17 protein-coding genes and 1 pseudogene are annotated in these 21,832 nt (G+C 39.2%); 10 read left to right on the top strand and 8 right to left on the bottom strand.

Annotation, left to right across the window (positions count from 1 at the left end):
* A pseudogene (locus RMY63_RS30040) lies at nt 1-182 on the bottom strand (hypothetical protein); the annotation flags it as partial.
* 174 nt (nt 183-356) lie between these two features.
* Between RMY63_RS30040 and RMY63_RS30045 the strand changes: the two are divergent.
* From RMY63_RS30045 to RMY63_RS30060, 4 genes are all read left to right on the top strand, one after another.
* Nucleotides 357-740, top strand: a complete 384-nt coding sequence (locus RMY63_RS30045; RefSeq protein ID WP_322732217.1) for a phage tail assembly protein — start codon at nt 357-359, stop codon at nt 738-740.
* Complete coding sequence (locus RMY63_RS30050; RefSeq protein WP_322732255.1) at nt 704-886, top strand: DUF6760 family protein; 183 nt, start codon at nt 704-706, stop codon at nt 884-886. The genes RMY63_RS30045 and RMY63_RS30050 overlap by 37 nt, the downstream gene beginning before the upstream one ends.
* Nucleotides 883-2,859 carry an FHA domain-containing protein gene (locus RMY63_RS30055; RefSeq protein WP_322732218.1) on the top strand — a complete coding sequence of 659 codons (1,977 nt, stop codon included), beginning with the start codon at nt 883-885 and terminating at the stop codon, nt 2,857-2,859. Before RMY63_RS30050 ends, RMY63_RS30055 begins: the two co-directional genes overlap by 4 nt.
* Nucleotides 2,860-3,051: 192 nt before the next feature.
* Nucleotides 3,052-5,232 carry a CHASE2 domain-containing serine/threonine-protein kinase gene (locus RMY63_RS30060; protein ID WP_322732219.1) on the top strand — a complete coding sequence of 727 codons (2,181 nt, stop codon included), beginning with the start codon at nt 3,052-3,054 and terminating at the stop codon, nt 5,230-5,232.
* A 311-nt stretch (nt 5,233-5,543) separates the two neighbouring features.
* Here RMY63_RS30060 and RMY63_RS30065 read toward each other — a convergent pair whose 3' ends face one another.
* On the bottom strand, nt 5,544-5,996 hold the full coding sequence (locus RMY63_RS30065; RefSeq protein ID WP_322732220.1) for an Hsp20/alpha crystallin family protein: 453 nt from the start codon (nt 5,994-5,996) through the stop codon (nt 5,544-5,546).
* A 772-nt stretch (nt 5,997-6,768) separates the two neighbouring features.
* Between RMY63_RS30065 and RMY63_RS30070 the strand changes: the two genes are divergently transcribed.
* Nucleotides 6,769-6,981 (top strand): hypothetical protein, encoded by a 213-nt coding sequence (locus RMY63_RS30070; RefSeq protein WP_322732221.1) that lies wholly within the window; start codon nt 6,769-6,771, stop codon nt 6,979-6,981.
* 241 nt (nt 6,982-7,222) lie between these two features.
* On the opposite strand, the gene gntF is transcribed toward RMY63_RS30070, so the two are convergent.
* Nucleotides 7,223-8,026 carry a guanitoxin biosynthesis pre-guanitoxin forming N-methyltransferase GntF gene (gene gntF / locus RMY63_RS30075; RefSeq protein ID WP_322732222.1) on the bottom strand — a complete coding sequence of 268 codons (804 nt, stop codon included), beginning with the start codon at nt 8,024-8,026 and terminating at the stop codon, nt 7,223-7,225.
* Between the two features lie 150 nt (nt 8,027-8,176).
* The gene (locus tag RMY63_RS30080; protein ID WP_322732223.1) at nt 8,177-10,654 is read right to left on the bottom strand and encodes an aminotransferase class V-fold PLP-dependent enzyme; all 2,478 of its coding nucleotides are present in this window, start codon (nt 10,652-10,654) and stop codon (nt 8,177-8,179) included.
* 759 nt (nt 10,655-11,413) lie between these two features.
* On the opposite strand from RMY63_RS30080, the gene RMY63_RS30085 reads away from it, so the two are divergent.
* The 4 genes from RMY63_RS30085 (at nt 11,414) to RMY63_RS30100 (ending at nt 16,462) form a co-directional block, all read left to right on the top strand.
* Nucleotides 11,414-13,618: a sensor histidine kinase gene (locus tag RMY63_RS30085; RefSeq protein ID WP_322732224.1), complete on the top strand. Its 2,205-nt coding sequence runs from the start codon at nt 11,414-11,416 to the stop codon at nt 13,616-13,618.
* Nucleotides 13,619-14,064: 446 nt separating this feature from the next.
* Nucleotides 14,065-15,390 (top strand): DUF58 domain-containing protein, encoded by a 1,326-nt coding sequence (locus RMY63_RS30090; RefSeq protein ID WP_322732225.1) that lies wholly within the window; start codon nt 14,065-14,067, stop codon nt 15,388-15,390.
* Between the two features lie 56 nt (nt 15,391-15,446).
* The gene (locus RMY63_RS30095; protein ID WP_322732226.1) at nt 15,447-15,956 is read left to right on the top strand and encodes a GNAT family N-acetyltransferase; all 510 of its coding nucleotides are present in this window, start codon (nt 15,447-15,449) and stop codon (nt 15,954-15,956) included.
* Complete coding sequence (locus RMY63_RS30100; protein ID WP_322732227.1) at nt 15,953-16,462, top strand: N-acetyltransferase; 510 nt, start codon at nt 15,953-15,955, stop codon at nt 16,460-16,462. The genes RMY63_RS30095 and RMY63_RS30100 overlap by 4 nt, the downstream gene beginning before the upstream one ends.
* Before the next feature lie 161 nt (nt 16,463-16,623).
* On the opposite strand, the gene RMY63_RS30105 is transcribed toward RMY63_RS30100, so the two are convergent.
* The 4 genes from RMY63_RS30105 to RMY63_RS30120 all read right to left on the bottom strand — a co-directional run bounded on the left by RMY63_RS30105 (nt 16,624) and on the right by RMY63_RS30120 (nt 20,120).
* Entirely contained in the window at nt 16,624-18,024 is a 1,401-nt protein-coding gene (locus tag RMY63_RS30105; protein ID WP_322732228.1) for an AtzE family amidohydrolase, read from the bottom strand.
* Between the two features lie 207 nt (nt 18,025-18,231).
* Complete coding sequence (locus RMY63_RS30110) at nt 18,232-18,420, bottom strand: DUF4089 domain-containing protein (RefSeq protein ID WP_322732229.1); 189 nt, start codon at nt 18,418-18,420, stop codon at nt 18,232-18,234.
* Between the two features lie 141 nt (nt 18,421-18,561).
* Nucleotides 18,562-19,017, bottom strand: a complete 456-nt coding sequence (locus RMY63_RS30115) for a hypothetical protein (RefSeq protein ID WP_322732230.1) — start codon at nt 19,015-19,017, stop codon at nt 18,562-18,564.
* Between the two features lie 527 nt (nt 19,018-19,544).
* A complete protein-coding gene (locus tag RMY63_RS30120) occupies nt 19,545-20,120 on the bottom strand; it encodes a GNAT family N-acetyltransferase (RefSeq protein ID WP_322732231.1) in 576 nt (191 codons plus the stop codon).
* Between the two features lie 388 nt (nt 20,121-20,508).
* Here RMY63_RS30120 and bioB point away from each other — a divergent pair, with 388 nt between their 5' ends.
* Nucleotides 20,509-21,516: a biotin synthase BioB gene (bioB, locus tag RMY63_RS30125; protein ID WP_322732232.1), complete on the top strand. Its 1,008-nt coding sequence runs from the start codon at nt 20,509-20,511 to the stop codon at nt 21,514-21,516.
* The last annotated feature ends 316 nt before the right edge of the window (nt 21,517-21,832 follow it).

A 21,832-nucleotide genomic window follows, 5' to 3' on the forward strand; every position in this document is an offset into this window, starting at 1 on the left:
ACTTCCGAGTTCAAAGGCTCAACGTTCAAGCAAAAAGGTGCAACTTCCGAGTTCAAAGGCTCAATGTTCGAGTAAAAAGGTGTAACTTTCGAGTTCAAAGGCTCAATGTTCGAGTAAAAAGGTGCAACTTCCGAGTTCAAAGGCTCAATGTTCGAGTAAAAAGGTGTAACTTTCGAGTTCAAAGGCTCAACGTTCAAGTAAAAAGGCTCAATTTCCGAGTTTTAAGCTTGAAACAATAATATTTCTTCCTAACTCCTAACTCCTGACTCCTAACTCTTAACTCAGCACTCAGCACTCACCACTCCTAATTCAGCACTCCCCAATACCCAATGCCCAATGCCCAAATAAAATAACCTATGCGCCGTAAAAAAGATACTCTCTGCACAGAATTTGCCTTCACTCTTCCTAGAGGATTGAGTGATAGTGAACAACGAGTACATCGTCATGGGGTGATGCGTTTAGCCACCGCTAAAGATGAAATTTTGGTGCAACAAGAGCGCAAAGTTCAGGAAAATCCAGCTTATGGCGTTTTGGTGATGCTGGCACGGGTTATTACTCGCTTGGGTAGTTTCAACTCTGTTAGTCCTGATTTACTTGAAGGACTGCTTTTACATGACATTGCCTATCTCCGAGAATTTTACAATCGAATCAATCAGCAAGGCAATGTACACATTCCGACACAATGTCCCCACTGTAATACTCAATTTTCAGTGCAGCTAGAACTAGCGGGGGAGTCGTAAGCTACCCCTCTGATACTTTATATGAGGAGGTAGCTTTTATTGCTTATCATTTCCACTGGTCACAAGATGATATTTTAAATTTAGAACATACTACCCGTCAGCGCTGGGTAGGAGAAATCAATAAAATTAACCAAAAATTAATATGAAAGTAAAAGTTAGCTACTCACCAAATCTAAGTGAAGTCAATGAAGTTGACCTTACCCTAGAAACTACACCGAGAGGAGAATGGCTAATAGGTCGTTCTCCTGATTCTGATTTAGTTTTAGACAGCCCTGATATCAGTCGAGTACATGCTAAGTTTTTTGTTAAAAGTGGAAATTACTACTTCTCTGACCTTGGCAGTAGAAATGGCTCAATATTTAATGGAAAACAAGCTGAAAAAAATCGACCATATTCTTTGAGCGATGGAGATATTATTCGGATTGCAGATTATGTTTTGATTTTGGAAGCAGTTGCTCCTGCTTATGAGCAACCAGAGACAGTCTTTAGAATTATAGATCCTTCACTGTTTTCTCGGCCGCGATCGCCTGAAAATGTCAGCGCTGCCAATGTTGTTAATCCAGCCCCAGAGGTAGTTAGCGAAGTTCCACCGCCAATTAGTCCCGAAGTAGAAACACCTCCTTCCTCAGAAATCAGCGAAATCTCAGAAGTTGTTTCGACTCAACCTGATAATGTCATCCCGGTTGTTGAGATAATCGCCCCTGAAAACATCATTCAACCACCAGAAGCAGTTAGCGAAGTTCCACACGATGTTCGTGATGAAATTGTGGATTTGCCTACATTCAGTAAACCAGATAGTGAGGAAGTAGAGGTTCCAGAAGTCAGCGAAGCCTCAGAAGTTTCTTTGACTGAACCTGATGACGCCATAGCTGCACCTGAAAACATCATTGAAACTCCTGAAGAGGAAAGTATAGTTCCAGAAGCTACCCACGATGAGGTTACAGACTTGGAAGCAGCACTGGCGGCAGAATCTACTTTCGTACAACAGCGTGATACAGCTATTCCAGAAACTGCCTACGACGAGGATGCAGAGTTAGAGGCAGCACTAGCAGCAGAAGTTACCTTCGTACAGCCACGGGATATTTTCAACGAAGTTCCTGCACAGAGTCCGATTCCAGAAGCTACCTACGATGAGAATACAGAGTTGGAGGCAGCACTAGCAGCAGAAGTTACCTCCGTACAGCCGCGCGATATTTTCCACCATGTATCTGAGGAGGAGAGTGACATTCCCGAAGCTACTCATGATGAAATAGTAAATTTGGATACGCCAGTTGCAGAAAAAGCCAGTGAAGTTGTTGAAAACGAAGCGATTCAGCCACAAGAAGCATTGAGCCAAGCTACACAGGATACCACTGATGAAGCGATAGATTGGGATACGTCAGTTACAGCAGCAGACAGCGCAGATGTTGACGAAGTAGAACCTACTTCTGCAGTGGATGAAACAATAAGCGAAGTTTCTGAAGCATCAACTGCACCTGATGATGCCGTTGCAGAAGTTTTAAGCAATCAATACATTGATTTGAGTAATGCAAGTACTGAAGAAGTTAATCTATATGTTGATGATGTTGCTGCACAAATAACTCAAATTTCTGACTCAACTGATATTCCATCTTTGGAAACAACAGAAAGTGGAACGACTGAGAACATCAGTCAAACTATTGAAGAAGTTTCTGAAGTAGAAGAAGATCGTTTTGATGAAACTCCAGAAGAAACAAATGTTAATGAGTCTCCTCAAGCAATCATTGAAAGAAATATAGTACTCATCGCTCATGAAAGCAAGAAATCAGAACTTGCTGAATTGGTTTCTGAACATCAAGAATTTTTCTCGCAGAGTTTTACAATTACCTGGCCATCTGTTGGTGAAGTCTTACATCAACAGGCAGGGATAACTATTAGTCAACAAACTCCCGCACCAACTTCGGGAGGATATCAAACAATTGCCTCATTGGTTGGAGCCGGAGAAATTTTAGCAGTTATTTTCCTACGAGATTTGCTGCAACCTCAGCCTGGTCAAGCAAATGAAGAAGCACTGTTAAGATTATGTACTATTAATCAAGTTTTATTGGCTACTAATTTGTCAACAGCAGAGGCGATTGTGCATTATCTGAAACACATATAGCAACTCTAAATTAGTCACGAACAACAAGATACCGGACTTATTAAATAAGTCTGGTATCTGACGTGTTGCTGTTTGCAGGTAAAATATGATTACTAGATTTTTTGAAAAGTTGCAAATTGCATAGAATAATTTCAATATTAAAAATTAATCTAAAAATATACGTATATTTTAAAGTAAAACCTATTTAAAAAAATGGTTGTAACTTTTAAAAGTTTATTTAGACAGCCAGTTATTCTTTCAAGTGCGATCGCTACAATTTTACTAGTAGGCATTCAAAAACTTGGGGTTTTCGAGCCTCTAGAAATGAAAGTCTACGACCAAATGATGCAATTACGTGCCGACCCAGGCCCAGACACTCGTTTGTTGATTGTTGCTTTAAGTGAAAAAGATATCCAAAAATGGAATTGGCCCCTGTCTAGTGAACTTCTAGACCGACTGTTAGGCAAACTTGAAGAATATCAACCGCGAGTCATTGGTCTAGATATTTTTCGTGACTTACCAGTACCGCCCGGTCATGACAAACTACTACAACGCTTACAACAGAGCGATATCATCATTCCTATCTGCAAACATTCTGGTTCTAACAATCCGGGAATAGCGCCTCCAAAGGGCGTTGAAGCAGAGCGAGTCGGATTTAATGATGTTGTAGAAGATACTGATGCTACAATTCGCCGCAACCTCTTATTGGTAAGTGCAGAGGAGTCCGATTCTTGTCAAAGTACCTATTCTTTTAGCTTACAATTAGCGCTCAAATATTTAGAAGTCGGAGGCATCCAATTAGAATTTACCCCCAAAAAGGAACTAAGACTACGTAATACTGTATTTAAACCTCTGCAAAGTAGCGCTGGTGGCTATGAAAAAGCAGATACCAATGGCTACCAAATCCTGCTTAATTACCGTTCTGGTCATCAGGTTGCCCAGCAGGTAACTATTACAGAAGTACTTGCAAATCAAGTTAAACCAGATTTAGTTAAAGACCGGATTGTTTTGATTGGTTCAACAGCCAATAGTTTAAATGATATTTTTAATACGCCCTTTGCTAGCGGTAAGTCAGATAATTCTGGCAAGATGGCTGGAATTGAAATTCATGCCCACAGCGTTAGTCAAATTCTCAGTGCTGTGCTGAACAAACAGCCTCTATTTTGGTTTTTGCCTGAGTGGGGTAAAGTCCTTTGGATATGGGGATGGACTGTAGTTGGTGGGTTGCTGGTATGGCGGATTCAACATCCGCTAGGCTTAGGATTGGCAGCAGCAACAGCCCTTGCAGTATTATTTGGAGCCAATTTTTTCATTTTTACCCAAGCTGGATGGTTCCCAGTCATACCTCCGGCGTTGGGGTTAGTATTTACCGTTGGCAGTGTCCTCGCTTATAGTGCTTATCAAACCAAACAAGAGCAAAAAGAAATTACCCAACGGGTTCAAGAACATCAACAATTAATTGTGGAATTGCAAAATCTTTTACGGCAGCGTGGCAACGCCTCAAATGAAGCGCCAACGGTAATTGTTGATTCCATCGGGCAAGAAATTGCACTAGGCACGGTACTAAACAACCGCTACAAAATTACTCAACCCTTGGGTTCTGGAGGATTTAGCAATACTTATTTAGCTGATGATATCCAGCGTCCTGGTAATCCGCAGTGTGTGGTTAAACAGTTACGACCTCCTCGCCAAGATGTGGAATATTTAAATGTTGTCAGACGCCTATTCGACGCTGAAGCAGAAATTTTAGAAACTTTGGGTAAACACCCACAAATTCCCCAACTGCTAGCTTTCTTTGAAGAAAATCGGCAATTCTCTTTAGTGCAAGAATTTGTTCGAGGGCACGCTATGGATAAAGAGTTAACTGCTGGGAAGCGACTAAAACAAGCTGAAGTTGTGGAGATACTCAAAGAAGTTTTAAATGTGCTAGTTTTTGTTCATAGCTATGGCGTAATCCATCGAGATATCAAACCTAGTAATTTGATTAGACGAGAATCAGATCGGCACATTGTTTTAATTGACTTTGGCGCTGTTAAGCAAATTCAACCTCAGCAGCAAGAAGCTCAGACTATTTCAATTGGCACTCCCAGTTATGCACCTTCTGAACAAATGAGTGGATTGCCAAAACTCAACAGCGATATTTATGCGTTGGGAATTATGGGAATACAAGGTTTAACTGGGGTAGAACCCAGAGAGTTTCGTAGAGACACAAATACTGGTGAAATAATTATCCAAAGCCAAGCTGATGCTAATCAACACATTTGGCAACATTGGCGCGAATTAACTGAGGCTACAGACGAGTTAGTGATGATTTTAAATAAAATGGTACATTTCGATTTCACTCAGCGATATCAGTCAGCCGCAGAAGTACTTAAAAATCTCGAAAGTATTTAGGACTTTTTTAAATACTAAAGTGCTAAGAAAAAAGCTCGGTCACTCGCATGACCAAGCTTTTAACTATTTCAATCAATCATTGCAGGAAAAGTAGTAGTAGGGTGCGTTAGCGATAGCGTAACGCACCGAATCCTTAAGAATGGTGTGTTACGCAAAACGCTAACGCACCCTACAAATACCTAATTTTGTTCAAAAATCAAACCGGATTCCTATAAATACTAAAGTGCTAAAAAAAGCTTGGTCACTCGCATGACCAAGCTTTTAACTATTTCAATCAATCATTGCAGGAAAAGTAGTGCGATCGCAAACAATTAGTTAGCAGATTGTTCCAAATTTACCTTGACAACTTTGTTCTTTTCTTGCTCAGTTTTAGGCAGTATAAGATTCAAGATGCCATCTTTATAATCTGCCGTAACGTTGGTGTTTTGAATCCGAACCGATAGAGGAATTACGCGTTGAAATTTACCGTAATGAAACTCACTTCTGGTAACACCTTTTTCCTCTGTTTTCGTTTCAGACTTACGCTCACCACTAACGTAAACAGCATTTTCTGTGACTTGCACATCCAGGTCTTTAGCTTCTATTCCTGGCAGTTCTAGCTTCAGATGAATCGCATCTTCAGTTTCTTGAATTTCAGCAGCAGGAACTTTGCTTAAGCCTTTATCAAACAATGCAGATGGTAGTCTGGTATCTTCAAATAAACTATTGATTTGGTGTTGTAGAGTGTCAATTTCTCTCCAAGGATTCCAACGAACTAGTGTCATAACTCTTCCTTGCATTAGTTAGCTTTGTGTAATAAGTTTTGCACTTAACTTTGTGCTTACATATTCATTTTATGTAGAGTTAAACCTGCTGTAAATTCGGTTATTAGCACCAACAAATTGATGATTACCCTACCAAATCAGATATAAGGAAAATTACGGTTTACTCTAATTTATATGTTCGGTAAACCCGAATATACAAATTAGATTTAATTTATACTAAACCAATAAATTTGCTGTTGAAGGGAATAGTTCAAAAATGCGATGCCTCGGTTGGGCTATGCCTACAACTAAGTAACAGCGCTGCATAAATTTTTAGATAATCTCAGTTAAATACATATCTGTTCAATTTTGTCCTGCACTTAACTCCCGATTTATTAACCAACACAGTATCAATAATGAAACTCTTTTCCCCGGTCAATTTTGCACACATTTTTGATTCTAGTGTCCTACCTAGAATCGCTAGGACTCAAATAGCTACTCATAGCAAGAGTGGCACATCAATCAATACAGCTATCAAATCTAATACTTTACACAACCATTCCACAGATATCAATTGCCTCAAAACCTTTGATACTGCTGTTCTTGCTTATCACATGATGGGTCTTAACAACTTTTAACGATCCGTAGGATGCGCTCAATTAAATCACCCGAATGGGTGAGGGGCAAATCAACCGTTCAGGTGAACTGGGTGCAGGAAGTTAAGACAGATAAAAAATAAGACTCTATTACTCAAGAACACTAATTGCATTTTACTATAACTAAGGATTATCCTATGAAACTCTCTATCTTGATTGATTCTGTACTCATTGTTACTTCTATTGCTTTATTGCCTGGAATCGGTGGCACTCAAATGGCTACTAAAAATAGTGGCGAACCTATAGCTATCAAGTCTGATAATTTATCTAATCATTCCAATAACGTCAGCTACTTCAAACCTTTTGATGCTGTATTTCTAGCTTACCAAAGTAATCTGAATCCCCAGTGACTAGAATTTATCGTCTCGGATTTGAAACCCAGTTTTTCTGTGTAAAAAGCCGACTATCTCTCTTTTGCCACTCTCGGGAAACAATAATCAAACCTAAATTCTGAGACTTTAAATTAATCAAGCTTTAAAACTTTATTTTCTAACAATAACTAAAATTTCTAGTTAAAAAGCGGAAATTAAAGCACCAAAAGGATTTCACCAATTGAGTTTTCCCACTCTGACAAAAGAAAGATAATATCCCTTAAACCAATACAGATTTGACTCCACAAGCGAAAATTAAACAATCGTAGCCTTGTTCACCAGGGTCAGGCAAATAACGAACTCTGATGTCTACATCAATAAAACCATTTTGCCTGAAACAGTCTAGTATATCTTGAGGGTTGAGCTTAGTTAAAGGATAGTATTGATGTCCGACACGATAGAAATCACCTGAACTACCAGCAGTTGTTGAACCACAAGCAGTAATAATTAAAACCCCCTTTGCTTTGACCAAAGTCGTAAGATTACGCATATATGCTTGCCAGTTATCTTTGTCTGGACTGATACCCTCAGCACAATAATGAGCCGTTACCAAAGGGTAAAATTCACGTCTTTGGGAACCAAGGGGATTTGGTTGGGTCAGATCACAAAATAGAACCTCAGTAATGCGTTCGCGTGTTTCTTGTTCACGTTTTTCGGCTTCAGCTTCAGTTGGGTTAGAATTGCCTTCAAGGCGCAGTATCTCCAAGGTGAATGGTCGCCAATTGTAAGCATCTGGTTGTTTAGTAATCCACTTTTCAATTTCGGCACAGTTGCCAGCAAGATAGTCTGCCACATGTATCTCTTGAGCTTTGGCTGTTAATGGAATGAGGTGAGAGACAACAGGTCCGCTACCAAACTCAAGTGCTACAGATATTGGTAAGATTTTACGCAGCGAGTCAGTTAAAAATTCTAAGCACAATTGCTCGTCAAGAATGATATTTGTATAGTATTCTGCAAGATAGTCTTTGGGATCTAAGTTTTTGTATGCAGTGTATTCGATGCCTATATTTGTTGGGATACTCATTTCATCTCCTTGGTAAAACTCAATAGTTGATTTCCAATCTGTATGTTTGTAGATAGTTCACCGAAATTTATCAATAACAGCAAACATAAAGATATTGAGAATAAAAAAGCAGAAGGAATCTATTAGTCAGGTAATTTCTTTTTGGGGAAGTTAGGTTAAGGTTATTTCAAGTTTTTCCAAGACATCCCTAGCTGCATTATGAATATCAACTATAGCCTGCTTCAGGTGATTTAAGGTTGTTCGGAACGAGAGGATTGCCATCCGAATACAGAATTCACCATCTCTGTTATGGCTTCCTCTAAATGGAGAAAGTAGGATATTTCCTGGCTGATTAATTGCATCCAAAAACTCTCTGTTGACTAAATCCAATAATTTTGGATCAAGATTATATCCTGAAGGATCTAACTTGAAAGCCAGAACAGAAAGTTGCGGACGTGCAACAATACGAATATTTGGAATCTGTAATAAGTGTTCTGTTACCCATTGGGCAAGATCAAGCTTTTGTTCAAGTTGTTCACGGAAAACCTTCATACCTAACATCTTCAAGGGTAGCCAGATCCTGAGTCCCCGAAATTCCCTGGTGAGTTCTGGAGAGAGATGCATCATGTCATCAATTAAGGGAATTTCTACATCTCTTTGACTAGGAAGATACGAACCTGTGAAATCAAAAGCTATCTTGAGTTTATTTCTATCTTTGACCAGCAAAGCTCCTGTTCCATAGGGAAGAAACAGCGATTTGTGGGGATCGATAACAACAGAATCAGCTTGTTCAATTCCTTTCAAAATGCTTGCCCCACGTTTGGTCACCCTAAAGAAACCTCCGTAAGAAGCATCAACATGAAACCAAAGACTATACTTTCGTGCCAGCTTTTCAATTTTCCATAAATTATCAACTGCTCCAGTATTAGTTGTTCCTGCGGTTGCTGACACAAAAAATGGGTGAAAACCTTCAAGTGTGTCTTGTTTGATTGTGTCCTCTAGGATATCTAGACGCATCTGAAAGTTGCCATCTACCGGAATTTTACGAATGTTCTGCTGTGGAAATCCGCAAATTACAAAGCCTTGCTCCAAACAGTAGTGTGCTTGTTCACTAACGTAGGCTGTTGCCTTTAAAAGCTTTTCTGGAGCGTGATTTGAGATTTTACTACTGCGAGCAGTATGTATGGCGGTGAGAGTTGCTACGGAACCACCAGATGTAATAGTTCCACCTGCTTCTAAAGGGAGTCCGATTATATCGCATAACCAACGTACTGTTTGAGCTTCAATTGCTGCAAGTCCTGGTGCAGCCATGAATATTGGAACATATCGATTGAGCGATAGAGCAATAAAATCAGCTAAAGCAGAATGAAACAATCCACCACTAGGAATAAAACCCAGATAACCACCACTATTTGTGTTAATGCTGCAAGGAGCAAGTCGTTCAAAAAGATTATGCAGTAGTGCTTCAAAGTTAGAGTTGCCCTCCTCTGGTAAGCCTTCGACAACAGATTGGGCAAGCTGGATTGCACTATCTACCTCACTATTGATCTCACTAAGGTGTAACCATTTGAAACCAGATCCATTTAGAGGAAAGCTCTCAGCATTTTCTTGACAGGGAATGATAAACTGCAATGCAGTTTCAACAAGCCTAACCATATCTCTACCATTTAGTAGCAGAGGATTATTTGTGTTGTTGGTAATGGACTTATTCGATTTATTAATTTTTTGATGAGAGCTTTGCTGATTTTTTTTAATAAAAGATATCAGCCATATCTCTTCAGGAAAATGATAAACTGAATCTTGAATGAGTGAATTGAGATATTCACCCATTTCCTGATGGTTCAATAGGTCTTCTAGAGTGACATTGACAATTGATGATTGAACTTTTAAAGAATCTTCTTTACTGAATGAGTTGATTGTAGCTTCATAGAATATATAATGTTCAAGGGCTTCTATATCGTTAACAGCTATGCATTCATCATAGCGAATGACATGGACTTGGTAATCAATCCCAAGTGCTGCGAGTGCTTCTATGATATCTTCTGCTGATGTAAATATTTTTCCTTGACCATTATGAAATAGCTGCAAATATCTGTCATAAAAGTTTATATAAAATGACTCACGATTTGCTTGAGCAATAAAACAAGTTCCTTCTTCATTGAGTGAGGTAAGTAACTTCGTTAATATCGGGATTAAGTCAAAGCGAGGAATTGCATAAAAACCATGCATTGACCATATTAGATTGTAAAAGTCTATAGCTAACTCTGTCTCTTGAATTTTAGAAACATATTGAGAACCTAACTCCAGGGGATAATTAATTTTTTGACTTGCCTTCAAGAGTGCATTTTCAGAGTAATCCAGCAAATTATAACTGATTTGTATTGGCTCAGAACTGGGTAATTTTAACTGTATATAATGCTGGAAAGTTTGCAACCATCTGCCTGTCCCACACGCAACATCTAGTATTGTTAGTGTTGGATTATCTCTATGTTGAATGCTTTTGTGATAGATAGATAAAATTAAATCTTGCCAATCAAAATTTTGTGCTAGTTGTCGATAGTCTTCAACGGGAATGTTGTCTTCATTCAGCTTAAAATCTACATTGCTTGTAGATGATACTGCTCTAACAGACAATTTTTGAATGCTCATTACAATTTTCTCAATTTAGTTTCAAAATGAATCACAATTGCAACTAATACCAATTTGAACAATCTCATGCTCAAAATCTAAAATTGTGTAAATTGGAGGCATTCTGAGCGTTGCAATAAACAGGTGTTGCTGCTCTCGAAGACATAATAAGACAACTTTGCATAAATAAATGACAAATAACGATGTATGAGTAAGCGTTGATAGATTTTGTGCTAGATGAACGTTAGGTTCATCTAGACTCTAAATTTGGGCTTTCCAAGGATTACAAAACAACAAACAGCCCATAAAGTAAAGAAATATCTGACTTGCAGAAGCAGGAAAATCACGAACTAAGTGTAATATTTCACAAGTTCGTAGCGTTATTGAGTGGCTCTGCTCTTTGCCAGTAGTTCACTCAATTCCTCACGAATTTATGAAGGCAATCAAGTTAAAACATGCCTATTAAGCGGCAAACGTTTTCCTCAATTAGTTTTATGATTTTTTACAGTAATTTTACTTTCAGCAATTTTACTGACCTATTAAAGATTGTTTTATATTTTTTTTAAAAAGTCAACCCCATATGCACATTGATGGGGTTGGCTGGGAATACTAAGTAGGTAGGCACAAATAAACCTAACTATACTATGTAAAGAAAAATTAATCTGGCTAAAACCCTCTTCCCTTCAGCCTTCTGCCTTATCCCAACGATAAATTTTCCCGCCCACTTACTTAACTCTAGAGATTAGCTGTGCGTTTTTAGGCAGCCCAAAACTGAAAATAATGAATAATCCCTTTTTAAAACAGAAAGATAGCAAAAATTTCCCCTTAGGCTTTATCCTTGTTGTTCCATTTGTTCTACAAATATTTAGTGCAGTTGGACTGGTGTGGTATCTTTCGTTTCAGAATGGTGAGAAAGCTGTTAATGACTTAGCTGGACAGTTAATGAAAGAAACTAGTAAAACTGTTGATCAGCATCTTAACAACTACTTGCAAGTACCGCATCAAATTAATGAGATAAATGCCAGTGTAGTTAAACAAGGGCATCTTGATTTAAAAGACTTTCAAGGCACGGGAAGCTACTTGTGGAAACAGGCGCAGGTATATAAAAATATTAGCTGGATCGGCTATGTGCTTCCTACTGGAGAATTAGTAGGAGCTGGGCGTTGGTTAAAAGGGCAAGATTTAGTAATTGATAATATTTTTGCTAATGGTAAAAATGATACTTACGCAACCGATAATCAAGGAAATCGTACCAAGCTGGTATATACCACTCAATATAATGTTTTAAGTGATGAATGGTATGTTGAAACACTAAAGGCTAGGAAACCAATCTGGAGCAGAATTACTCCTACTGAAGCTTTTGACGGATATATAGCTGCTACTGCAAGCTATCCGATATATGATGAACATCATCGACTTATTGCTACTCTTGGTATTGATTTTCAACTCTCAAACATAAGTTATTTTCTTGACAAATTAAATGTGAGTCCACATGGGAAAATCTTTATCATTCAACGGAATGGACTATTAATAGCTAATTCCAGCTTGCAACCAAATTTTCAAGTAGTAAATGGTGAGATAAAAAGACTAAGTGCTACCCAAATTAATGACCCGGTAATTCAAGCTACAGCCAATTATTTGCAAAAAAAAATTGATAATTTTTCGGCAATCAAAAAAACTCAGGACTTCAATTTTCAGTTCAAAGGAGAACGCCATTGTATCCACGTTACTCCTTGGCAGGATAAGTTTGGTCTGGATTGGTTAGTAATTGTGGTTTTACCAGAATCAGATTTCATGGCGCAAATCAATGCTAATAATCGTACCACTATCTTGTTGTGTTTCTTAGCTTTAGGGATGGCAATTTTAGTAGGAATTTATACTTCTCAATGGATTAGTAAACCTATTTTGCGTTTGAGCGAAGCAAGTGAAGCAATGGCATCTGGAGATTTAGAGCAAAAAATGCAAGTGAGTATTGTTAAAGAAATTAACATTCTAGGTAAATCCTTCAATATAATGACAGCACAACTAAGTTCTGCTTTTATAAACATAGAAAAAAACAATGCTGAATTAGAAAATCGTATTGCAGAACGTACCGCAGAACTCAAAAATGCCTTAGACGAACTCAAGCAAACTCAATCCCAATTGATTCAATCTGAAAAAATGTCTAGTTTGGGTCAAATGATAGCAGGTATTGCCCATGAAATTAACAACCCAGTAAATTTTATTTTTGGCAATCTTGACTACACTGAAGAATACACTAATTTTTTACTGGATTTAGTACAGCTTTATCAACAAAACTACCCTAATCCGAGCGCAGAAATCCACCAAAAAATAAAAGATATTGAGCTTGATTTTCTCTCTTTAGATCTAAGAAAAATACTAATTTCCATGAAAATTGGTGCTGAAAGGATTCGTGAGATTGTTATATCTCTACGCACGTTCTCTCGCTTGGATGAAAGTGAAATTAAAGAAGTAGATATCCATCAAAGTATTGATAGTACCCTGATGATTTTGCAACATCGCCTCAAAGAACAACCAAACCGTACCGAGATTGAAATCATAAAAAAATATAGTGACCTGCCATTAGTAGAGTGTTATGCTAGTGAACTCAACCAAGTATTTATGAACATCTTTGTAAATGCCATTGATGCTTTGGAAGAATCTGAGTATAAGCATTCGTCTCAAGAGTACAAAAATTATCCCAGTAATATTACAGTTCGCACAGAAATAGACAATAAGGGAGATTCTTCTATCTCGTCCATTGTGATTCGCATTGCTGATAATGGTCTTGGTATTAGGGAGGAAATTAGAAGTCGTCTATTTGATCCTTTTTTCACCACGAAGCCTGTTGGCAAAGGCACTGGTTTAGGTTTATCTATCAGTTATCAAATTGTGGTGGAAAGGCATAAAGGCAAATTAGAATGTCATTCTACTCTTGGTGAGGGTACAGAATTTGTCATTTCTATTCCCCAGCAATTGTCTTGAACCAAACCCTTGGTTTGCTCGGTTAATTCTACGGTTCTCTCAATCAGAAGACCTTGGATAATTAGGGCTGTGCGAAATCTGACCAGGGTAGCCTGAGAAAGGCTATCCTCCTAAACTAGTTTCTAGTGATAGAGGTGTTTACTCTCAAAGTAATGAAAACTATGCGCAATCATTAGGAATAAAACAAGCTATATTACCGCGCATGAGGTTATATAGCAATCCTAAATGAGTTATGAACAAAAATATCCCCGACTTCTTGAAGGATACAGTTGGCGATTTAGGGGTATTACCCCTCACCCCGATGATTTTATAGGGTTTACGACGTAATTCTCAAAATGCGATCGCTGAACTACAAGATTTTATCGCTCTGCGTCCAGATGCTTAAACGTAGATTAATTCTACCTCCTGTCCCCTGCCTCTTAAAATTTAACCTCTCGCTCTAAAAAATGGTTCCTTCCAGACGAGTTTATTTATTGTTGGTTTTGGGTATTGCGATCGCCCCGATCCTATCCTTATTTCTGATTGTTAGAGCAACCATCGCTATTATTGTGCTATTTAATGCGATTATTCTCGGACTGATGGTTGTAGATGGTTTGCGGGTGCGGCGTTCTCGTGTGCAAATTACCCGCGAATTACCGTCACGATTATCCATTGGGCGAGATAATCCCGTAGTGCTAAAGGTGACATCGCCAAATACCGACGCCCAAATTGAAATCCGCGATTATTACCCAACAGGATTTGGCATATCTGCACCTGCACTCAGCGCCATTGTTCCGAGTAACAGCACTGAGCAATTAACGTATACCGTCCACCCAACACAGCGGGGAGAGTTTCCTTGGGGAAATATTCAAGTCCGACAGTTGGGGCTTTGGGGATTAGCTTGGGATGATTGGCAAATTCCCCAAAGTCTGCCAGTAAAAGTTTATCCTGATTTAGTGGGATTGCGATCGCTGACAATTCGTCTGACACTACAATCATCAGGATCGATGCGCCAATCTCGCAAAACTGGTATTGGTACAGAGTTTGCCGAACTGCGAAACTATCGTACTGGTGACGATTTGCGGTTTATTGATTGGAAAGCTACCGCTCGTCGGGTTGGCGCTTATGGTAATGCAATGCCACTGGTGAGGGTTTTGGAACCAGAACAGGAACAAACGTTACTGATTTTACTCGATCGCGGCCGGCTGATGACGGCAAAAGTACAGAATTTACAGCGATTTGACTGGGGATTGAATGCAACTTTATCCTTAGCTTTGGCAGGTTTACATCGAGGCGATCGCGTGGGTGTTGGTGTATTTGACCGCCAAATGCATACGTGGATTCCCCCAGAACGCGGTCAACCCCATTTGAATCAGCTAATCGATCAGCTAACTCCAATTCAACCAGTGTTATTTGAATCTGATTATTTGGGGGCGGTGACAAATGTTTTGCAGCGACAAACTCGGAGGGCGCTGGTGGTAGTGATTACCGACTTAGTTGATATTACTGCCTCTACAGAACTCCTAGCCGCACTCTCCAAGTTAGCACCCCGCTATCTTCCATTTTGCGTAACTCTACGAGATCCACAAGTCGATCGTCTAGCACACACCTTTACAGATGATGTTGCAGGTGTTTATACCCGTGCAGTAGCACTAGATTTATTAATGCAACGACAAGTAGCTTATGCCCAACTGAAACAAAAAGGAGTATTAGTACTAGATGCACCAGCAAATCAAATTGCCGATCAGTTAGTTGAGCGATATCTGCAACTGAAAGCGCGAAATCAACTTTAGTAATTGTCACTCTAACTTGTGTATTTTTATTCAATTATTTAGCGGAGGCATAAACTTTGCTTAAAATTATCCAGGTAGAGACTAATGAACATAACTCTCAGATCCAGGAAGTGTTTTGGGAATATTTTAATGAGACTAAGTTGATATTCAGCCATCAATTCGGCATCAATTTAGATGTTAATACATTCTTTGAGCAATCTATGACTCAACTCCACGAATTTCTACCACCTTCAGGGCGCTTGCTTTTGGGACAATATGAGGAAAAAATAGCTGGTTGCGCTTGCTTGCGAAAGATTGGTGAAGATATTGGCGAAATTAAAAGAATGTATGTAAAACCAGAATTTCGCAGAAAAGGAATTGGTAAGTCTTTATTAGAATTTATCATCAATGAAGCTGCCTACATTGGTTACTCCAGGATACGTTTAGACAGCGCCCCTTTTGCAAAGGAAGCACACGCACTTTATCATAGATTTGGCTTTCAGGATATCGAGCCGTATTTGGAAAAAACAGAGATTCCTCTAGAATATCGAGCAAACTGGGTTTTTATGGAATTAGTTTTAAAATGATCAATGTCCGTTGTGAAACTCTACTAGACTACACAGCAATAGCTGAGGTGAATACATTAGCCTTTGGGCAGGGAAACGAAGCTCAACTTGTGGAGAAAATTCGCAATTCTAATCGCTATATTTCAGATTTGTCTCTGGTTGCAGAGGTTGAAAATATTATAGTCGGTCATATTTTATTCAGCTACATTGACCTGGTGGGTGAAGAAACACTACAGGTACTTAGTTTAGCTCCTTTGGCAGTTCGTCCGCAATTTCAAAGACAAGGAATTGGTAGCGCACTAATAAAAGCAGGGTTAGAAATAGCAGAGGCAAAGAAAGAAGCCATAGTAATTGTACTAGGTCATCCCCACTTCTATATTCGCTTTAGTTTTCAGCCTTCTGTTGTTTATGAAATCGAGTCTCCTTTTCCAGTACCAGAGGAATTTTTCATGGTGAAAGTACTGCAAAACTATCAAAAAAATTATAAAGGGAAGGTTGTTTATCCAGATGCTTTTGATGAAGTATAGTATTATTCCCATGTAAATATTCAAATTAAAGACATTAGACCTCTTGTACAAATGTAAAATTCATCCTCAACCCCTTCAGTCTCCCAAAATTGTGAGAAGGGGAGCCAATTTCAAAGTCCTTCTCCCAAGCTTGGGAGAGGAATTTAGGGTGACGGCTGATATTAGTTAAAAGCGTTTAAAATTACTGGTGCTGAAACTACGCCCTTTGCCTCTAACGCAGCTGCAACCCGTAAAATTAAGGCTTCATTATATGGTGCTGCAATCAATTGCACACCTAAAGGTAATGCATTTTGGCGCTGAATTGGTACTGATAAAACGGGTAAACCAATAAAAGATAATGGTTGAGTAAATAGCCCTAAATGAGAACGGACAAGAATTTCTTCGCCATCCAAAATCATGGTTTGTTGACCAATTAATGGTGCAGAAATTGGTGTACTTGGGGCAAGAATTACATCGACATTTTGAAACACTTCCCGAACGCGATCGCGATACCATCTTCTAAACCGTTGTGCTTGGAGATACCAGCTACTAGGAATTAACGCCCCAGCCAAAAAGCGATCGCGTGTCGCTGGATCAAAATCTTCAGGATGCGATTGCAATTTGGACAAATGCAGATTTGCACCCTCGCTAGCTGTAATTACAAAGGCTGCTGCACGGGCGCGATGTGCTTCTGGTATGATTACGTATTTAGTAACTTCTATTGCATCAGCTACTTTTTGCACTGCTGCTAAAGCTGCCGGTTCTGCACCTTTGGTAAAATAATCAGCTGCAATGGCAATTCTGATACCAGAAATATCTTGTTTAAGTTGTGGTAAACATAATTCAGGTGGACGTTTTGTACAAATGGGATCGCGATCGTCTTCTCCCTGAAGCAGATCAAACACCGTAGCGATATCCTGCACCGAACGCGCAAAAGGGCCAATATGGTCAAAACTGCTAGAAAATAAAGCTACCCCAGCACGAGATAACCTTCCATAAGTTGGCTTGAAACCAAAAACGCCACACAACGCTGCCGGAACGCGAATTGAACCATTAGTATCAGAACCCAATGTCAGCGGTACTAACCCAGCCGCAACCGCCGCCGCCGAACCACCCGATGAACCACCAGCAACTCGCTGTAAATCATGGGGGTTGTGAGTTGCACCGTAATGGGAGTTTTCTGTTACAAACCCATAAGCGTACTCATCCATATTCAAAGCACCAACTAGCACAGCACCCGCTTGCTTCAGCTTCGCTACTGCGGTTGCATCTTGACTAGCTGCTGGGTTTTCTGCATTGATTTTCGATCCCGCCAGAGTTGTTAAACCAGCAATATCGAAAAGATTTTTCACCGCAAAAGGGACACCAGCAAGCACTCCAGGATGATTACCTTGAGCAATTTCCTGATCGATTAGTGCTGCATCTGTTAAAGCTGTCTCAGCAGTTATAGTGGTAAAACAGTTGAATAGATGATTTTGCGTTGCTATTCGTGCTAACGCAGCTTTTGTAACTTCCACAGCGCTAACTTTATCTTCGCGTACAGCAGTTGATATTGTTATGGCATCGGCTAAATCAAAATTCATGCTGAAATATTTGGCGTGGCAAGTCTTAAATGTTGCGATAGATTTTAGCTTTGTTTAGCGCTAAAGCGCAACTACGAACATTTTCTATTGCACTATTTTAACCTTGACACGCTATATTATAGAGATAGCGCGTTTAGCTTTTTGAGTAATAGCAGTCCGCATAGTTTTTGCTTCACTAAAACATCAACATAGCTATTCTTGAAGCAATTATGGTTCAAAAACTGGTGCAACTTCAATTTCCTCTGGTAAAGGGAAAGAATTTACAAGATTAGCGATCGCCATAATTCTCTCAAAATTTGCCACTACACCATCACGATACTGATTTTTGATCTCTAAATCCAACAACAACCCTATCAGATCGACATACTCACCCACATCAAACTCTTCTCTTCTCATCTCTCTTCCTTTGCGCCCTTTTTGGTAAATACAACTGATTTTTGGCGTTGCATAAATGCGGGATAAATTAGCGGTTTAAACCATTGAAAACGCGTTCAAAATTAAGCGAAATTATCCCATAATTCAGCAACGCCTGATTTTTTATTTTTTAATTGGTTGTGATGTTGGTGGAGCAATTCCTATTGGGTTTGATGTTGGTTGTGATGCCTGTGAAGATAGAATTTTTTTCACTTGCAGGTTATAAGTTTGCAAAATTGATTGAACCTCTTTCTGTTGATCTTGATTCAGATCCAAAGATTTTAAAACTATTCTGATTCTCTGACGGGATTGCAGTGCCGCCTTAAATTTAGTATCTTGGGAGGGGTTTAATAGAGCTTCAATATTCTTATCTCTTTGCTGGCGAGCCACTTGGATTTGTAGGCGCTGTTGCTGTGTGAGTTTGATTGGCTGGTGTGATGCAGCACTAGTCTGAGTTTTTAAGGCTGGTGTAGTAGCAGAATTTGAGCTTGGTGCTGCCAATACAGCTCCGTTTAAGATGGTAGCAAAAGCGAAGATAGTAGAAAAGACAGACAAGCGCTTTATACAATTAATGAGCATTTTAAAAGACTCCTCAACTCTTTAAGAAAATTGGACACATCGGCGAAAGCTAACCTTAATAACTAAGCCTGGTAGTGAACAAATATTACTATTGCATTTGCTTGTGGAGTTGTTGTGTAGTTATTATGAATTTGCTATGAATTTGGAGATATTCACAATTGATATATAACAATCCTATTTGATTCGGTGAATTACTCGTAGAGACTGGGGACTGGGGATGGTGGGGCCCCCTCTGGGGATAAGGGGTAATGGGGACTGGGAAGAAAGAATAAAGGTGTACCTAGCTTCACAAAAATCAAATATGAGTCCTATATTAAATTCATTTTTATATAAATATCATAGTATTGCAAATAGCTGGAATGTGGACATTACTCACAAACTACAAATAAGTATTTGAGTGAAATTTAAGCATTAATTACTTATATTGCTAAACAAGGTTTATAAGTAGCGATTATAAATAAATGGATTTCTCAGCAGGTATAATCGATAAATAAAATAAATAATCTTGACAATAATCCTCAGCTTTTTTAAAAAGTAGGTGCTTTCCAATGAGGATTTGTAAGACTTGTCAAAATATGATCTTCCCATTGCCCATTAATTAACAAATAGTCTCTAGCGTATCCTTCAATGACAAAATCGAGTCTTTTGAGTACATTACCACTGCGCCGATTGTGAGGCATATAATTAGCCATGACTCGGTGAAAATTTAACTCTTGAAATAGATATTGAGTTGCAGATTTTAATCCCTCTGTCATATATCCTTTACCTTGTTGATTTTCAGCAAGGCTATATCCCACATAGCAAAAATGAGCAACTCCTCGGACAAAATTACTAAAATTGACCGTTCCAATAACTACGGTAGGATTTTTTTTGGTAAAAACAAATAGTTTTAACGATTGACCATTGATAAATTCTAGAAAACTATTCTCTATCTGATATTGCCAATATTCTTCAGTAAAAAAACCATCAGTCCAAAGAGGGTAAAATGGAGTGAGATAAGTTTTGTTATCAATAAAGTATTTGAGAATTTGGGGTATATCTTCATGGATCGCTGCTCGTAATAACAGGCGATCGCTTGCAATTATTGGCAGTTCTGATATCATAAATTACTTAATCAAGGGGATCTCTTCCCAGAACATTCTCTAAATGTTATAAATTCTCTCATAACCTGTGGTTTAGCAGCAGCAGTTAGATTAGCTGTATTATTATCAGGACTTACGCAAATGTCATAGTTTTTTCATAAAGATATATGTATGCCCAATGCCTTTACAAAAGATGGGGTGAGTATTTTTGCTCTTAATCTGCCATTCAACCAAAATCTTGATAAGCTGATGTCTAATATCTAGAGCGGAAGGATTGAGAGCCAATGGGTGATAAAGTACAGTGCGCGGCATAACTTCAATAAAATCGCTTTGCCTAAACGCTGTACCGCAGCAGATTCAAGCAAAAGACAGCTCAAGATTTAACCCAGTCTACAAGAAGGATAGTGATGTGGTGGGAATACGCTACGATTGGCAAGAATTAGAGATTAGGGCGATATACAATACGCCATTGCTAGAGCTTATTTATCAAGCTGCTAGCGTGCATCGCCAATATCATGACCCAACAAAAATACAAGTTTGCAAGCTCATATCTATCAAAACGGGGGGTTGTCCAGAGGATTGTAGCTACTGCGCCCAATCTTCTCGCTATAAAACAGAGGTAAAGGCGCAAGCACTTCTAGAAAAAGAAACGGTAGTTAACATCGCCCAAAAAGCTAAAGAAACTGGTGTTAGTCGCATTTGTATGGGTGCTGCTTGGCGCGAAGTGCGGGATAACTCACAATTTGAGGAAGTCCTGGAAATGGTCAAGGATGTGACTGCAATGGGTTTAGAAGTGTGCTGCACTCTAGGTATGTTGACGGCAAATCAAGCGAGGAAATTGGAAGAAGCGGGACTTTATGCCTACAACCATAACTTAGATACCTCACAGGAATATTACAGCACAATTATTACCACAAGGACATATAGCGATCGCTTGCACACAATTGAGAATGTCCGTCAGACAAATGTTACTGTCTGTTCCGGCGGTATCCTGGGCTTAGGCGAAACTGTCGATGACCGGGTTGGGATGTTACAAACTCTGGCAAACTTACATCCCCATCCAGAGTCTGTGCCAATTAATATTCTTTCCCAAGTACCGGGAACACCCTTAGAAAATCAGCCTGATGTTCCCATTTGGGATATTGTGCGGATGATTGCCACAGCCAGAATTTTAATGCCAGCTTCCGATGTGCGTCTTAGTGCCGGCAGGGCGAGACTTTCTCAAGTTGAACAAGCTTTCTGCTTTATGGCAGGAGCTAATTCTATCTTTTCCAGCGACGACAACAAGATGTTGACAGTGACAACTCCCTGTCCAGATTACGATACTGACCGAGAAATGCTGAATTTACTTGGTTTGGGAATGCGTCCGCCTTCCCAAAGACAAGAGAAGGTAGCAAGTCCGGCTGTTGTAGGATAAATGTCTGATTGTGGGATAGCTGAAAGGCTCATCCCACAATAAATAATTGGATATTTTTTTACTTGGAAGTCCCTAAGTACTGCATCTCATTAATTCGTAACGAATTAAATTTAGCAATACTAGGACTTACGCAAAAACCCTCTCAAACTCTCATTTCTCCGTGACCTCTGCGGCCTCTGTGGTTCGTTTTCCGTGACCTGTGCGTAAGTTTTAAATACGTTGCAATGCCAATGCATCGGGATACATTGTTAATGCGTTCCCTTGCAATGCCAATGCATCGGGATACATTGTTAATGCGTTCCCTTGCAATGCCAAT

Source organism: Nostoc sp. ChiQUE01b (genome assembly GCF_034531255.1).
Taxonomy (GTDB): Bacteria; Cyanobacteriota; Cyanobacteriia; order Cyanobacteriales; family Nostocaceae; genus Nostoc.

Coding starts and splice junctions, on each gene's coding strand:
- RMY63_RS30080 (WP_322732223.1), bottom strand. CDS start 10,654: ATGAGCATTCAAAAATTGTCTGTTAGAGCAGTATCATCTACAAGCAAT.
- RMY63_RS30060 (WP_322732219.1), top strand. CDS start 3,052: ATGGTTGTAACTTTTAAAAGTTTATTTAGACAGCCAGTTATTCTTTCA.
- RMY63_RS30105 (WP_322732228.1), bottom strand. CDS start 18,024: ATGAATTTTGATTTAGCCGATGCCATAACAATATCAACTGCTGTACGC.
- RMY63_RS30085 (WP_322732224.1), top strand. CDS start 11,414: ATGAATAATCCCTTTTTAAAACAGAAAGATAGCAAAAATTTCCCCTTA.
- RMY63_RS30110 (WP_322732229.1), bottom strand. CDS start 18,420: ATGAGAAGAGAAGAGTTTGATGTGGGTGAGTATGTCGATCTGATAGGG.
- RMY63_RS30100 (WP_322732227.1), top strand. CDS start 15,953: ATGATCAATGTCCGTTGTGAAACTCTACTAGACTACACAGCAATAGCT.
- RMY63_RS30070 (WP_322732221.1), top strand. CDS start 6,769: ATGAAACTCTCTATCTTGATTGATTCTGTACTCATTGTTACTTCTATT.
- gntF (WP_322732222.1), bottom strand. CDS start 8,026: ATGAGTATCCCAACAAATATAGGCATCGAATACACTGCATACAAAAAC.
- RMY63_RS30115 (WP_322732230.1), bottom strand. CDS start 19,017: ATGCTCATTAATTGTATAAAGCGCTTGTCTGTCTTTTCTACTATCTTC.
- RMY63_RS30055 (WP_322732218.1), top strand. CDS start 883: ATGAAAGTAAAAGTTAGCTACTCACCAAATCTAAGTGAAGTCAATGAA.
- RMY63_RS30090 (WP_322732225.1), top strand. CDS start 14,065: ATGGTTCCTTCCAGACGAGTTTATTTATTGTTGGTTTTGGGTATTGCG.
- RMY63_RS30045 (WP_322732217.1), top strand. CDS start 357: ATGCGCCGTAAAAAAGATACTCTCTGCACAGAATTTGCCTTCACTCTT.
- RMY63_RS30120 (WP_322732231.1), bottom strand. CDS start 20,120: ATGATATCAGAACTGCCAATAATTGCAAGCGATCGCCTGTTATTACGA.
- RMY63_RS30065 (WP_322732220.1), bottom strand. CDS start 5,996: ATGACACTAGTTCGTTGGAATCCTTGGAGAGAAATTGACACTCTACAA.